At 39.0% G+C, this 15,309-nt stretch carries 16 protein-coding genes; 6 read left to right on the forward strand and 10 right to left on the reverse strand.

The annotated features are described in order from the left end of the window. From JW841_09570 to JW841_09580, 3 genes are all read left to right on the forward strand, one after another. Positions 1–348: ABC transporter ATP-binding protein (locus JW841_09570; protein ID MBN1961184.1), on the forward strand; the 348-nt coding region annotated here is incomplete at its 5' end. 197 nt (positions 349–545) lie between these two features. Then, complete coding sequence (locus tag JW841_09575; protein ID MBN1961185.1) at positions 546–1,055, forward strand: ABC transporter ATP-binding protein/permease; 510 nt, start codon at positions 546–548, stop codon at positions 1,053–1,055. A gap of 15 nt (positions 1,056–1,070) precedes the next feature. Beyond that, positions 1,071–1,724, forward strand: a complete 654-nt coding sequence (locus tag JW841_09580; GenBank protein MBN1961186.1) for an ABC transporter ATP-binding protein — start codon at positions 1,071–1,073, stop codon at positions 1,722–1,724. A gap of 556 nt (positions 1,725–2,280) precedes the next feature. Here the strand turns inward: JW841_09580 and JW841_09585 are convergent. Then, positions 2,281–3,006, reverse strand: a complete 726-nt coding sequence (locus JW841_09585; GenBank protein MBN1961187.1) for a hypothetical protein — start codon at positions 3,004–3,006, stop codon at positions 2,281–2,283. Between the two features lie 93 nt (positions 3,007–3,099). On the opposite strand from JW841_09585, the gene JW841_09590 reads away from it, so the two are divergent. The 3 genes from JW841_09590 to JW841_09600 all read left to right on the forward strand — a co-directional run bounded on the left by JW841_09590 (position 3,100) and on the right by JW841_09600 (position 6,096). Further along, positions 3,100–4,524: an adenylate/guanylate cyclase domain-containing protein gene (locus JW841_09590; protein ID MBN1961188.1), complete on the forward strand. Its 1,425-nt coding sequence runs from the start codon at positions 3,100–3,102 to the stop codon at positions 4,522–4,524. Between the two features lie 196 nt (positions 4,525–4,720). Beyond that, positions 4,721–5,155 carry a polymer-forming cytoskeletal protein gene (locus tag JW841_09595; protein MBN1961189.1) on the forward strand — a complete coding sequence of 145 codons (435 nt, stop codon included), beginning with the start codon at positions 4,721–4,723 and terminating at the stop codon, positions 5,153–5,155. A 35-nt stretch (positions 5,156–5,190) separates the two neighbouring features. Further along, positions 5,191–6,096 carry a methyltransferase domain-containing protein gene (locus tag JW841_09600; GenBank protein ID MBN1961190.1) on the forward strand — a complete coding sequence of 302 codons (906 nt, stop codon included), beginning with the start codon at positions 5,191–5,193 and terminating at the stop codon, positions 6,094–6,096. Here the strand turns inward: JW841_09600 and lgt are convergent. From lgt to JW841_09645, 9 genes are all read right to left on the reverse strand, one after another. After that, positions 6,029–6,871: a prolipoprotein diacylglyceryl transferase gene (lgt, locus tag JW841_09605; protein ID MBN1961191.1), complete on the reverse strand. Its 843-nt coding sequence runs from the start codon at positions 6,869–6,871 to the stop codon at positions 6,029–6,031. The genes JW841_09600 and lgt overlap by 68 nt on opposite strands. A 28-nt stretch (positions 6,872–6,899) precedes the next feature. Beyond that, complete coding sequence (gene lspA, locus JW841_09610; GenBank protein MBN1961192.1) at positions 6,900–7,523, reverse strand: signal peptidase II; 624 nt, start codon at positions 7,521–7,523, stop codon at positions 6,900–6,902. Positions 7,524–7,580: 57 nt separating this feature from the next. Next, the gene (gene ileS, locus JW841_09615; GenBank protein ID MBN1961193.1) at positions 7,581–10,403 is read right to left on the reverse strand and encodes an isoleucine--tRNA ligase; all 2,823 of its coding nucleotides are present in this window, start codon (positions 10,401–10,403) and stop codon (positions 7,581–7,583) included. A 16-nt stretch (positions 10,404–10,419) separates the two neighbouring features. Continuing rightward, positions 10,420–11,451, reverse strand: a complete 1,032-nt coding sequence (locus JW841_09620) for a Jag N-terminal domain-containing protein (GenBank protein ID MBN1961194.1) — start codon at positions 11,449–11,451, stop codon at positions 10,420–10,422. Between the two features lie 57 nt (positions 11,452–11,508). Beyond that, complete coding sequence (gene yidC / locus JW841_09625; GenBank protein ID MBN1961195.1) at positions 11,509–13,164, reverse strand: membrane protein insertase YidC; 1,656 nt, start codon at positions 13,162–13,164, stop codon at positions 11,509–11,511. Between the two features lie 30 nt (positions 13,165–13,194). Next, the gene (gene yidD / locus JW841_09630) at positions 13,195–13,434 is read right to left on the reverse strand and encodes a membrane protein insertion efficiency factor YidD (GenBank protein MBN1961196.1); all 240 of its coding nucleotides are present in this window, start codon (positions 13,432–13,434) and stop codon (positions 13,195–13,197) included. A gap of 25 nt (positions 13,435–13,459) precedes the next feature. After that, complete coding sequence (rnpA, locus tag JW841_09635; GenBank protein MBN1961197.1) at positions 13,460–13,816, reverse strand: ribonuclease P protein component; 357 nt, start codon at positions 13,814–13,816, stop codon at positions 13,460–13,462. A gap of 44 nt (positions 13,817–13,860) precedes the next feature. Beyond that, on the reverse strand, positions 13,861–14,010 hold the full coding sequence (gene rpmH, locus JW841_09640; protein ID MBN1961198.1) for a 50S ribosomal protein L34: 150 nt from the start codon (positions 14,008–14,010) through the stop codon (positions 13,861–13,863). Positions 14,011–14,315: 305 nt separating this feature from the next. Then, positions 14,316–15,146 carry a hypothetical protein gene (locus JW841_09645; protein ID MBN1961199.1) on the reverse strand — a complete coding sequence of 277 codons (831 nt, stop codon included), beginning with the start codon at positions 15,144–15,146 and terminating at the stop codon, positions 14,316–14,318. Positions 15,147–15,309 lie beyond the last annotated feature (163 nt).

Genomic DNA, 15,309 nt, shown 5'->3' on the forward strand with positions numbered 1-15,309 from the left:
CTTGCAGTCGAAATGACATTCTTTGTTTCGCCCAGACTTTTTGAGAAGTTACTTCTCGGTGGTATTGCGCTTATATGTATACTAGCGATAGTGTTAAACATTATTCTTAACGTTGGTGTCATTACAATCCAGACCAAAATTTCGCGTAATTTACGACTAATGGCAATGGATGGCTTTCTTGATTACCCTTACGCCTTTTTTGTGAAAAACACCACTAGTAGACTTTATACGCTAGTGGGTAATGATATGGAAAAATTTGCTGAACTATTTTCAAGTTATCTTCGTTTATTCTTTTCAGCGTTACAGCTTTTAATAATAATGGGTTTTATTTTGATTGTATTACCATAAAACATTTTCTGGCTATTCTGCGTTCTTATTATTTTTCACTTTCTGTTGGCGCTTGCATTAAAAAACAAAGCCCGACAACATACTGAAGAAGTCTTACAAAGACGTGATCGAACATTTGAAAGTTGCTTCGAAATTTTTCGAGTATAAAAGAAATTAAATGTTCGAGATTATATTCTCGATATCTTAAACAAGTATGTATGCTCTCGCAAAATGAAAATGACAGCATTGCAAAAGCCGGATTATTTGAATCACTTTTTAATGCCTCGACCTCAATGCCAACACGATTAGCTACTGTGGTGATCTTTGTGCTCGGATATTTCGGACTACAGGCAGGTAATATTACTACTATCGAAATTTTTCTTCATTTAATGTATGCAGGTATCGTGATTATTCCGCTTACTGCTTTGTTTGAAGCTTTCTCTAACTGCTATTTTTTAAGACATACGTTTAAAAAAATAATACCGTTCTTAAATCTTGAAAGAGAAAGTAAAACCGGTATCATAATTAACGATTTAAAAATTGGCTTAAATGTTACTAATCTATGCTTTTCTTATCCTGCTCGTGTAGATAATATAATTTTTTTTGAGAAAGGTAGTGTAGCTGAACAAGGTAACCACAATACACTATATGTAAATGGGACACGATATTACTCATATCTACAAGCTGCTAGTGGCATAAAAAATCCTCCCGCCAGCAAAGCTTCTTAAATAATTGAATAAAATATGAAGAAATTTTCTTATTATTTGCTAAAGCAAAAAATATGGATTCTGGCACTGTTTATTGTGTCAATGCTTATGGCGATAGCTTTAGCAGCCGCTGCTTATATTTGGAAGATTATCTATGATGAAATCTTTATAAAAAACGATTCGTCCCGGGTAAAATATATAGCAATATTACTATCTGGGCTCATTTCAGTTTCATATTTATTAAAAGTCTTACGCGACTTTATGTTAACTCGTTTGGGTGGTCATCTCTGTTTATCTATCAGACGCGATTTTTTACAAGAAATTCTTAGCTATCGTTATGCTTTTTTCCTTAGTCGTGCATCTGCAGAATTTGTCAAACGTGCTATAATTGATACGCGTCTTATTGCTGAAGGTCTAACTAAAACACTAATGGGGGTAATGAACGCTACCCAGCTAATATGCTGGTATGTTTTTTTTCTAATAATATTTCCTCCAGCTGTAGTTATATATTTTATTATCGCTACGCTGTTTATTACTTGGGTATTCTTATGGCGTCGACAATTCTCTATAGTTTGTTTTAGTATTGGTAAATCGATTGAATCATTATGGCTAATTATATATCGTGTCTTTTCTGGGATTGTAGCTATTAAGCTCGACCTGCTAAAAAATAAATCTTTGTCGTTTGGGTAGCCGACAAAATATTTTATATTATTATTTTTAGATATCTCTATATTTTCACCATTAAAAAAGAGATTAATACCACTAGATTGATTTTCTGATTGATACAACTTGGTTGAATACAGGTAAACCACAAGTGATCTATATAGCCATGATTTGGGTAAACTGGTCGCTGGAATGCAAAAATTTTCTTGTTTGCTAATAACAAATCGATATTTATTGCCCGCTTTTTCAAGCTGATGTGCATCTGAATATAGCTTATACTTCGTATTAAATACCCATATGTTTTTTTCAATTGCGTCGCTAAGATTTTCTAATGGATCTGACACGGTCATCTTTATTTTGTGATTACCGTTTTTAGTTAAAGTGGTAGAGATACGACTTTTTGTATTATTATTTATGATTACATCATTGATTGTATATTTAAAAAGTAACTCTTGATCATTGGCAATGTAACAGCAACCTTTTCGTTTAGCTTTAGCATCTTACCAGCATCAACTTTACATCCTCCTTCAGAAATATTTAAAAGCTGGTGCACAGCAGTTGCATCTTGGTTTTGTATCTTAACCTAAGCATTAACGAGATAACGCTCACTTGCTCTAAGGCGGGGACGTTCGATTGCCGCGACAATTATACTTAGCAGAACAATGAGCTGAGATACCGTTAAGTAATATATAAAGACAATATATTGCGCACAGCTAGTAGCAAAACAATTGACCGTGCGATAGATAAGCAAAACTAGCAAAGTAATAAATAGCACTGAGTAAAATATAACAATACGCCAATGAATTGTTATGTTTTTATTAGTAATGCTCTTTTGGGTAACAACAAAATTGGGTACTTTTTTACCAAACATAGTCATAACTGTTGAAATGATTACTGTGGGAGCAGCAATTACCTCTAAGATATCTGTAACAAAAGGCAATCGTGTATGACGATTTGTCCACGCAAAACCTAGGCGTATAATACTAAATGGTAAAAAATATGCTAATACTTCTATTGTTTGCGCTGGTATTAAAAGAAATCCGGTTAACATATAAGTTAGAGTCACAATATACCATAAAAGGGTCATTAACGCTGAGTAACCCCAACTTAAAGCATATAATACTGCTGAAAATTTAGCTCTAATTGACTTAGTATTACGCCATAACCATTTGCCAATTTGCACACCACCAATACACCAACGCGCTCGTTGAGCCAAATATTCATTAAGACCTTCTGGGTTTAAACCAGAGCTTAATGACTCAGTAGGAAAGCCACCAATCTCTAAAACTATATAGCTATAAAACATCATTAACGATTGCCCATGTTAAACTACACTAAGATTGAAGTCGTTAAGCATATTTTATGCTTTCAACTCTAACTCATGGTAGCCTTGATAGTACTAATGGCTGCCCCCGTAATGCATGAACATAAAACTGGGATGAGCTTGCGGCTCAAGCTCACTATTGGGTTAATTCTCATCATTGGTATCATTTTTGCCGCCCTTAATACTGCCAACATTGTTAGCCAACGGTTGCGCCAACGCGATGAAGCGCTGCGGCATAATGAAACCGTCGCGCGATTATTAGCTGGGGCTATTATTCCTGAGCTAGCCAATTACGAAATCCATAGTGAGCAATTTGGTCGTTATCTACGCAATCTTTTAAAAGCCTCGATTGCCACTAGTAAAAGTCGCGATCTCGCCTTTGTTGCAGTTATCGACAACGAACTTAAGGTAATTGCTGGTAAGGCAAATACTAAATTAACCGTTTTTCCACATGGAAAAACTTATCAAGATGAATCACAGACTTTAGTAGCAATTGCTCATACTAATAGCTGGTCGGGTACTGACATACGTATGCATCGTTTTCCTTTAAAAGTCGCCGGGTCTATTGCCGGTAAACTATTAGTTGGCACTTCACTACTTCGTATTAAAGATGAAGCTACCCGAAACCTGTTTATTAATCTTGGCGCCTTAATTTTAGCACTTGCGGCTTTGATGATTTACGCCATTATTGCTTTAAATCATATGGTCATTACTCCAGTCACGCATATCGCAAATGCTATGCGCGCTGTACAAGAGGGCAATCTTAGTCACGAAGTCGCTTTACACCGTAAAGATGAAATTGGTGTTCTTGCTAACACCTATAACTTTATGGTGCGTGGACTAAAAGAACGCGAGCAACTTAAAGACGCTTTTTCACGCTATGTCTCACCACAAGTATATAAACGCTTTCAAGAAGGTGCGATTAATCTTCGTGGTGAAACTCGCAAAGCCGTAGTGCTGTTCTCAGATATTCGTAGCTTTACGACCTTATCAGAACAACTCACACCAGTTGAAGTTGTTGCTATGTTAAATGAGTATTTCACCGAAATGGTTGAAATCATTTTTAAATATGACGGCTTCATAAACAAATTTATCGGCGATGCGATTATGGCTATTTATAATGTACCCATTGACCAACCAGATCCCGAGTTACGCGCTATTAAAACCGGCTTAGAAATGCTCGAAGCTTTAGATCGCTTAAACCAACGCCGCCAAGATCGTGGACAATTTACTCTAAAAATTGGCATTGGTATCAATACTGGTCCAGTCGTTGCTGGTAACTTAGGACATGAAAGACGCCTTGAATACACGGTAATCGGTGATATGGTAAATCTAGCGCAACGTATCGAAAGCCAAACTAAAGTCACTGGCACACCTTTGCTAGTTTCACAGTCGACATTTATGCCCTGTTACAACCAATTGGTGGCGCAAGAATTGCCTCCGGTTAAGGTAAAAGGGAAAAAAGAGCCGGTTGTGCTTTACTCAGTTTCTTCACTGCTTTAGATCTAGATTGATTATCGCAATTAATTTCGTAAATATAGGAAGTTATGAACTATTCGATTTAAATTAAAACTAATCAAATGCTACATTTGCAAACCAACAATTGAATTTAAAACATTTTTTCTTAGACATTTTCTAGATCCCATCGCTCAGCCATGATATTCGAGTAAAAGACCAGAGACTAGATTTAGGAGAGCCCATGGCGGTTTTAAAACGCGAAGAAATCGGTACCATTTCTGAAGTTGATATCAATGACGTACATACCATTCTTGGGCCAGAAAGCTCTTTTGAAGGCAAACTCGTCTTTGAAGGCACTGTACGCATTGACGGAAATTTTAAGGGTCAAATTAAAACCGACAATGTCCTGGTTATTGGGCCTGGTGCTAGGGTCGAAGCTGACCTTGAAATTGGCAGCGTTGTAATTAATGGCGAAGTTATTGGTGATATCATTGCCAAGCAAGTTGTCGAAATTCATGCTCCTGGCAAATTACGCGGCAATGTCACTACCCCACAATTAATGATTGCCAAAGGGGTAATTTTTGAAGGAAGCTGTAAAATGGAGCCGACAAATAATGACCGTAACCAACCATCTAAAGTTACTCTCTTAAGTAATAATAATGAAGCAGAGCTTTAAAACTAGCTTGCTATTTACTCATTTATACTCAAGTTATGGTCGCAGCAAATACTGAAGTTGATATTAATCTTGATTATATCATCGATCCCAACGAGCGTCGTGCCCTTGAGCGATATGATTTAAAATTTGCCCAGGCACTACTCTCAGTTTTACCTGCAATTAACGACCCAATTAATGTTCTCGATTTCGTATGTGGCGATGGATTAGTAGCTTTTGAACTAGCTAATCGCCTGGTACCTAATTCGCGTCTTGTAGCTTTAGGTGATGAAAATTTAACTTTAGAGCGCTTACATACTCATGCAAAATCCGCCCTTGCTCCTGGTCTGATTGGAAATAGATTTTTTTCTCGCCGTGAAGAGTTAACTCGTTTGCCTTTTGCTGATGCCACTTTCGATCTGGTTTATGCCGCACTACCTTTAGGTGATCTACCTGAAAGCCGCTCTGTACTTACCCAAGTTATGCGAGTACTGCGACCTAATGGCACTATTGCTTTGAGTTTTGTTTTGCCTCACAGCTTGCTTGAACTTGCTCAAGCTGTTGCACAAGCCGAACTTGTAAACGATGATGAACACACCATGTCTATTCTCAGTCAACGCCTAGCAGCACGAGTGCATCTACCGACTTTAGAGGATTGGCAAAATCTAGCTGAACGAGTTGGCGCCATAGAAATAAAAACTATCAGTAGTCAATTCAACCTTATAGTTGAACCTGATGCACATCTTGACGAACTATACAGCACTCGTTTGGTGCCATTATTACTCGGTAACAGTCATGAAAATCTAACCATGACTCGGAGACTACTAAAAACTGCAATTAGTAAACAACTTACTACCATGGTTAACATAGGGGTTTTAATTGGTCGCAGGCCAGGTTTCACTCAGGAGACTTTGCCATCGCAGCAACCTGCCGTTGCTGTCGCTGCAGATGTGAATGCAAAATAATTGCTATAGCTATCATAATGATAGCTACATACTGTGAAGTAGAAAGAATAAATACACCACGCTCATTATCGCCACGAAATTGCTCTATCACGGCTCGCAATATTCCATAAAATAGCAGCCAAACTACTAATAATTGTCCTTCATACATTTTACGCTGTCGCCAAAATATTAATAAAACAAATAGAGCAAATTCTACCAAACTTTCATATAGCTGGGTTGGATGAACTGGCAGAGGAGAATCTGTATATTTTATTAATCCAGTACTTTGTTGGGCTTGATGAACTAGCGAACCAATAGGAAATGATACACCCCATGGCATCTGTGTCGGTGCACCATAACAACAACCCGCTGCAAAACAACCAATACGCCCAATAGCATGAGCCAATGCCATGTAGGGTATTATAATATCGGCATACTTAAAAAATGGAATACGATGCTTACGACTATAATAAAATATAAATAAAGCAGCACTGATAAAACTACCGTACCAAACAAAACCACCGTACCAAATTTTAATTAATCGAATTGGATGTTCTATATATAATGGCAAATTAGCAACCATAAAAAGTAAACGACCACCAATAAAACCAACAAGCAATACATAAAAACCAAGATCAATAAAACGCTGGTAATCCTCTCCTTCAAGCTTGGCCCTACGTGAAGCTAAAAAAAGAGCTAATAAAAACCCCGCCGCAATAAACACACCATAGGTATGAATTGTCCACTCAGTAGAAAGCAAGCCGAAGAGTTTGGTTTGCACTAAAACGGGATACATAGTTATTGTTGGTTAGTTGGTTTGTTAATCACTTCACATGTTCAAGTCGTACAGCTTTATTTCTTTTTGGTGCTAATACTGTATCTAAAAGCATTAAGCCCACACCAATAGTTATGGCAGCATCAGCAATATTAAATGTAGGCCATTGTGCTTTGTTATACCAATGCCACACAATAAAATCGATCACATAGCCTAATCGTACTCGATCAAGAAAATTACCTAACGCACCACTAAAAACTAGCATTAATGCGAAACTAAGCAAGGTTGAATTTTTACCTACGCGACGATAGTATACAATAATAAATACCATTGCGACCAAGGCTATTAGTAATAATAAATGAGTTCTAAATCCTGCAATACTAGCATTAGCTAAAAAACTAAAAGCGGCACCGGTATTTTCAACATAATTAAACCGCCAAAAATTGTCTAACCAAACTACGGTATTATCACCAATAGGATGCTTATTAAATAGAAATAATGATAGCTTATTAGTGAAGGCTAAATTATCTGAATTTGTGCCAAAGGAGTTGGTGAGTTTTGCTATTGCCCAATATTTAGTAACTTGATCACAAAATACCACTGAAGCCACAATTACGATAAATTTTTTCCAATAGCCCCACCATGAAAATGCCGCAGCCTGCATATGTTTCATAATAATTCCAAAGTTAGGATGAGCCCTAAACCGCTTCTACGGTTAAAGTAATTTTTATTAATTCACTAAAGCGTCGGTACAGCGAGCGCAAAGTTCAGGATGCGCTGCATCTTTACCAATGTCTTCTCGATATAACCAACAACGTGGGCATTTTGTTCCACGTGCGCGTTCAATAGTGATTTTTATTTGTTCACTCTCACCAGTAAATTCAACTTCAGAGACGATAAATAAATCAGCCAAAGCCAATTTATCAATACTACCTAATTTCTGGTGCATTTCTAGCGGACCACTTATGCATACACGAGCTTCTATTGATGAACCCAGACGTTTGTTTTTGCGCTCATCTTCAAGCAAAGCATTAACCTGACGACGAAGCTCGCGCGCATAATTATATTTAGTATCTATTTTAGATTGTCCTGCACTGATCTGTTGGCGCATCATGGCCATGAACTTTGGCTCATCTACACCTGGATGCTTGTTTAGATGTACACTATCTGCATCACCGACTAAACGCGGCAACTGCGCCCACGCTTCTTCACAGGTAAAAGATAATAATGGTGCTGCAACTCGTAGTAAATCACGAGCTAATATATATAATACTGTCTGTGCTGAATGTCGTTCTCTTGAATTTTTACCCGATGCGTATAATCTATCTTTTAATATATCAAGATAGAACGCTGATAAATCTACAATACACAACTCATTCAAAGTATGAACCACCTGATGGAATTCATAACGTTCATAACCATTACGCATTCGTTCTATAGCACTAAAGCTGATACCAAGCGCATAGCGGTCAACCTCAAGCAATTTATCGGCAGAGAGCAAATCTTTATTGGGATCGAAATCAAAAAGATTACCCAATAAATAACGAAATGTATTACGTACTTTACGATAGGTATCAGTTAATCGAGTTAATATTTCGTCAGAGAGACGAATATCCTCGCGATAATCTTCGGCTGCTACCCATAAACGCAAAATTTCAGCACCATTACGCGCGATAGCTTTAAAGGGATCGGTAAAATTACCTTTACTCTTTGATATTTTTTTACCATTACCATCAACAACAAAACCATGGGTTAAAACCGACTTATATGGTGGTTGCTCACGCGTAGCCAAAGCGCATAAAAGCGATGAATGAAACCAACCGCGGTGTTGATCTGAACCTTCAAGATACAAATCAACCGATGCACCGCTTTGTTGACCCATACCTTCGCGCTCAATAACTGCTGCAAAAGAAACACCAGAGTCAAACCACACATCGAGAATGTCTTGTTCTTTACGAAAGCGTTTGCCTTTACATTTAGTGCATTGCAAAGGTCCCATAAGTTCTTCAACACTATGTAAAAACCAAGCATCAGCTCCTTCTTGTTCAAAATACGTTGCTACTTGACGCATACGCTCACCATCAAGTACCGGCTCACCACAGTCTTCACAATAGACTACTGCAATTGGTACCCCCCACATGCGCTGTCGTGATAAACACCAGTCAGGTCGCGTGGCTAGCATGCCGCGAATACGGTCTTCACCCCAATTCGGGATCCACTTAACCTCTTTTAAACTTGCGAGCGCCCGTTCACGTAAACTCGGTCCATTGGCATATGGTTTATCAATAGCTACCCACCATTGCTCGGTAGCTCGAGTAATAATCGGACGATGACAGCGCCAGCAATGCGCATAGCGATGTGATACCTGTTCACCTTGAGAATTTAGCAATGCCCCATGTGATGCGAGTTTTTCAGCGATCAACGTATTACAGGCAAATACATTTTTATGAACTAGCTCTGCAATACCACATTGCTCAGTAAATTCACCTCGTGCATCAACGGGACTTAAAATCTCAAGACCATAGCGGCGACCTAAATCAAAATCTTCAGCACCATGACCTGGAGCAATATGCACCAAGCCGGTACCTGTCTCTAAAGTTACATGTTCACCAAGCAGCACCCGATTTTCTCGCTCAACCAAAGGGTGTTGGTAAATAATGTTTTCAAGCTCACGGCCTTTGTAAGTTGCTATCACTTTATTGGCCGCAAATTCCGGCTCGCCAACCGCGGCAAGAAAACTAGCCAATAAATCCGTAGCCACAATTCGTACTCGACCCTTAGCCGGATAAGCTATATAATCGTAATCTGCATGAACAGCGATCGCCAAATTGGCAGGTAAAGTCCACGGGGTAGTGGTCCAAATTACTAAATCAGCGGCTTGATCACATTTTGCTAGTTGTCCTTTGATAGCAAAAGCTACGTAAACCGAAGGTGATTTGTGATCCTCATATTCAATTTCAGCCTCGGCTAATGCCGTTTGATGCGTTGAGCACCAATTGACTGGACGTAACCCCTTATAAACCAAACCTTGATCGACTATTCTGGCAAGTTCACGTAATGTGGCGGCTTCATAGGCAAAACTCATAGTCAAATACGGTTCTTGCCACCGACCAAAAACGCCTAAGCGTTCAAACTCTTCACGTTGAATTTGAACAAAACGCTCAGCATAAGCTCGGCATGCTTGGCGTAATTCAACTTTAGACATGCCACCCTTTTTAGAACCCAACTCTTTATCAACTTGCACTTCGATAGGCAGACCATGGCAATCCCAACCAGGAACATAGGGCACACGATAGCCAGACATGGTACGGTCTTTAACCACCATGTCTTTAAGAATCTTATTAAGAATATGGCCGTGGTGCAAATGTCCGTTGGCATATGGAGGACCATCATGCAGCACAAATAAGGGGTTTTGTGTATTAGCTTGGTTAATAGCTTCATAAAGCTTTTTATCGCGCCATACTGATAACTGCGCCGGCTCTTTTTGCGCAAGATTGGCGCGCATCGCAAAATCTGTACTCGGCAAATGTAAAGTGTCTTTATAATCAACCATGATACTTTAGGTAGGCTTAATCCGAGTTATTTCTATTCGCAAACTCAAGGGGAATTATAAGTAAACGTCGGAATAAACCCTCGCCCTCTGATTGTGTTGTCACACCCATTTCAGGAGTAAGTGTTAAGTGGAAGACCCTACGATCGTGTGCAGACATAGGACTAAGCTTTACTATTTTGCGTTCTGCCACCGCTCTTTGTGCTAGTTTACGGGCTAAATCAGCTAAAGCTGCTCGACGACGCTCACGATAACCTGCAACGTCTAAAACTACTACTGGTTCTCGCTCGTTTTCGCGCGCCACCATCCGATTAATTAAAAACTGTAAAGAAAGTAAGGGCTCACCTTTATTTCCAATAACTCGTTTAGCTTCATCGCCACGAATATCTAAATGTATTTCTTGCGCATCATCTTGTACTACGATGCCGCAGGCAGCGAATTTCATACGTTCAAGTACACCGTTAAGCATAGTCTTAGCTTGAATTGCTATGGGCGAAATATCACCTGTTAGTTCGCCACGCTCAATGCCGTTATTTGGGAATTCGTCAAGATTAAGCAATGCCTCAAATGCATCATCAGCTTCTTGTGGAATCGACATGCGGCGTGTGGGCATACCATCACGATCACTGCGACCCCTAGCACTTCGACCGCCACGACCACCATAATCAGCACGGTCACCACGGTCACTATAAAAATTTCGACCACCGCGAAAATTACGACTGTTGTGTCTATCAGTTCGACCATAGCGACCTCTGTTATTATAACCACGTGAATATGGTCGCTCTTCATCACGATCATTACCATATTGATAATTATCGCTATAACCTTGATGACGATAATCGTCACCTTCAGCATTACGCTCAAAGGCACCTACCGCAGCTTGAGCTGTCGTTGGGTCATGCTCTACCGAGATAAGTACGCTTTTCTCGATGCCAGAACCATTTTCAGATACGACATCATAACGCAATGCCGACCTGGTAATACCAAGTTCTTCGCATGCTTTAATTGCTGCCTCAGCAGCGCTTCTCCCTTCAAACTCATAACGGGCCATATTACGGGATCTCCCGGATGTTTTTCGCCCTAGCATCCATTTTCAAGGGGCAATTTTTTATAAAGTTACTTTGCGTCTGTTGATAACTAGCTGTTGTATAATCGTCAAGATACTGTTCACCACGATGTAAAGCACTAATCCGCTGGGAAGGCCAATCATAAAGAACGCAAAAACTACAGGCATGACATACATCATCATTTTAGCCTGCTTTGAATCTATAGTTGTTGGAGTCAATTTCTGCTGTAAAACCGTTAATAATCCAAAAGCTATAGATAAAAATGGAAAACTTTCTTTAGCCGTAAGATTATCAAGCCATAAGAATTTTTGTTGATATAGATCGACTGCCGTCCATAGCGTTCGATAAAGCGCAAACCAAACAGGCATTTGCAGCAACATCGGTAAACAGCCACCTAAAGGATTTATCCCCTTTTCTCTAAACAACTTAACTTGCTCGAGCTGCATACGCTCGCGATCTTTACCATAGCGCTCTTTAAGTTTTTCAATCTCTGGTCGAATTAAAGACATCCGTCGCATTGAAACAACGCTTTTATAAGTAACTGGAAACAGTAGCGCTTTTACTAAAAAGGTCAGTAAAATAATGGCTATACCCCAACTACCGGTTAATCCATAAAACACATTAAGCACCAATACCATGGGGCGGGCTAAAAAACCTAAGGGAATACCCCAAATGTTATAATCGATTACTTGAGATAAAGCGGGATTGACTGCCTTCAAATCAGCTTCGCGTTTGGGACCAAGATAAAGAACAAATTGTCTATTCCAGTTCTTTGTGGGTGCTAAATTTACCCCACCAAGATCATAGTTAACTAACAGATTTGCTTTATCAATATTTACTCGGCATTTACCAGCGCTACCCTGGGGTATTACCGCGACTACAAAATATTGCCGATCTAAACCAGCCCAAGCCGAGTTGTTAAAAGAAGGATTTTCGTCTTCAAGATCTTGAGTATTATAACGTTGAACTGACTCTTCATTATAACACAAGCCAGAAATCATATCAGCGGCTGGAACAAACATACTTGGCGTTTCTGCCATAGCATTAGGAGCTAAACCCATTACTATTTCACTACCCACATAAACTTGGCTTTCGCCCTTATTCTCAATTTGTAAATCGTAACTTATGCCATATTGGTCAGGCTGCACTATTATAGTCAAAGTCGCTTGCACCGCTTGAAAGGTGCCTGACAAAACAAATTTTTCTGGTCCCCGTTCAATAAAACTTAGCGGTATTGCTTTATCACCAATTTTAATAGTGACTTGTGCTTGCCTTTGAGCACCATCAATTTCTGCTGTTACTAACGAAACTGGTTCAACTTCTGCGCCCTTACTGCGAACTTCATGGTATTTATGTAGTAATAACTTGTTTAAACCACCGCGATCGCCAATTTCTCCACTAAAAAATTCTGTAGAAAATGGGGCTACGGTTTCTTTCGCTAGTGTTGGGGCAACTGAAGCTACTTCAACATTTGCAGGAGCTTTAGTAATTGCATCTGCTTTAACCGAACTAGCTGAATTTTCAACAGCATTAGCAGACGGACCCGTAGCATTTGATACGATGTGACTATTTGTAGCAGCAACGCTATCGGGCTTAGCTGGTGGTGGCGGATGTATAATCTTCACTAACGCCTGCCAACCAAAGAAAATCCCCAGCGTCAGTACTATTGCTAACATGACTCTTCGTTGCTCATCCATAAAAAAACTCCGATACTTTTACTATTTATACTAAATATAATCGTGTTTACATCTCGACTTATTTGGCACTGGGTCATATCCACCAGGATGCCACGGATGGCAACGACTAATACGCCGTAACATCAAATAACTGCCATGCCATACCCCATGCCGCTCAATTGCATTAATCGCATATTGAGAACATGAAGGATAAAATCGACAACGACCACCAATAATATATGCGAGCGTATAACGGTAAATATAAATAAGCGCTATTAATACCCAACGCATAATCTTCATGATTTACTTGCTTAAGTTAAAAGACCTTAAGTTTTACCTCACTGCACGCGGCATCCAACAGAAATACAACCTCTTTTTCTAAAATGCTGTAATCCGATGCAACCGCACGTGGTGTGGCTACTAATACATAATCCCAACCCTGTACTAGTGTTTCTTGATGCAAACGTACTATTTCACGTAATTGTCGTCGAATACGATTGCGTACCACCGCATTGCCTACCCGCCGACTTACTGTATAACCAACTCTCACTTTTGCACATACACCAGGATCAATTAGAAGTACCACTCGGTTACTGCGCCACCGATGGCCTTGTGTTTGTACACGAATAAAGTCGGCCCGACGCGTAAGCGAGAGCGGTTTAAAATACCGCATTAGATTAAAGGATTTTTACTTTATAACCAACTGAAAGCAAACGCTTATTTACCACTGGCGCGAACCGTTAAGCGTTTGCGCCCTTTTGCACGACGACGCCTAATAACATTACGACCACTTGAAGTAGACATGCGCTTACGAAACCCATGTACGCGTTTACGTCGACGGTTATGAGGTTGAAAAGTACGTTTCATAATATGCTCTCTTTCGTATAGACGTCCGCGTTAAAAAACAAAAGGCCGATCAATACAAGGGGGCGCATCTTATCTACGAGCGCCATATTGTCAATAGTCTGTTGTATTTAGTGCACTTTTTTATTTTGAGGCTCTGTATCCACTAAATAAAAAAGATCGTACTTTCTTGTGTTTACAACTACTTTTAAGAAACAATGTTCACGATGACTAAATAATACCCAGTCTATTGGTCAAGCTATTTTAACTAGCGCCCATAAGGTAATCTTAAGCTTTGTGGGCGCTTTTGTATTAGGGATAAGTTATAATTATTTTTGTTTTTTTGGCGCTGGTATTTCAATTTTTTTAGTGGCTGTATCTGTTGGACTTATGTGATAGGTATTTTTATAATTATAATCATCATGAACAGAGTGATCACTGTACAACCCATTTTGAAACTCAGAGTAACCTTGGTTACTATTTGAAATAACGATTTGACTATACATATCAAAAGCATATTTATAAATGCTTTTATTACTCAACTTTTCTATCTTTTTAATACAAGTCACATCACCATTTAAAGCTTTTAATAAGACTTTGTGTTTTGGAGGTAGATTGCTAAATTTTGCTTGCGCAAGGGTTCTATGTACAGCAGCACTGTATCTTGCTACTAAAATGCCCTCATGATTACATAAAGCATTTAATTCCGTCTTTTCACTAGGTAAAATATCCTTATTAAAGTCTTTAACCGATAGTTCGGCAGCTCTATATCCAAAATTATCATCTAATACTGATTTAAGAATATATTTTAATTCAACTGTTTTTTCAGCAACTTCAGCTAGCCGTGGATCAAAAATTAACGATGCTCCTGAGTTGACAGCCGAATTATCATTCAGTTCATATTTAGCTATTAATTCTCTTGTTTTCCTGTAATCGTTTACATATGCACTTACTTCATATTCACTTAGCTCGGCAGTAAATTGTCTAGATCCTTTTATATCAGGTATTATGTTATCGTATAAATCAAAAGGAGCATAAAATTTTTCATTTGTTTTTTTAATTGAAATCCACCAACCTTGTTTTTCATATCCTTTGCCAAAATTTGTACTAACATTGGATGTTGGTTGAGTACCTGCTGCTTGAGTTGGATCAGTTACCATCTTAAAACTCCTTTTTTACCTCTGGTGCCCATTCTTAAATCTTGTCGTGCGAAAGTTAGTTGTTAACCATCACTAAGTGGGGTGCGCGTTCAAAAATTGCTCAGGCCGATTAACCGTTTATAGTTAGTTGAAATATCAAGATAATTTACAAAAAGTACACGTA

The organism is Deltaproteobacteria bacterium (assembly GCA_016931625.1).
Taxonomy (GTDB): Bacteria; Myxococcota; XYA12-FULL-58-9; order XYA12-FULL-58-9; family JAFGEK01; genus JAFGEK01.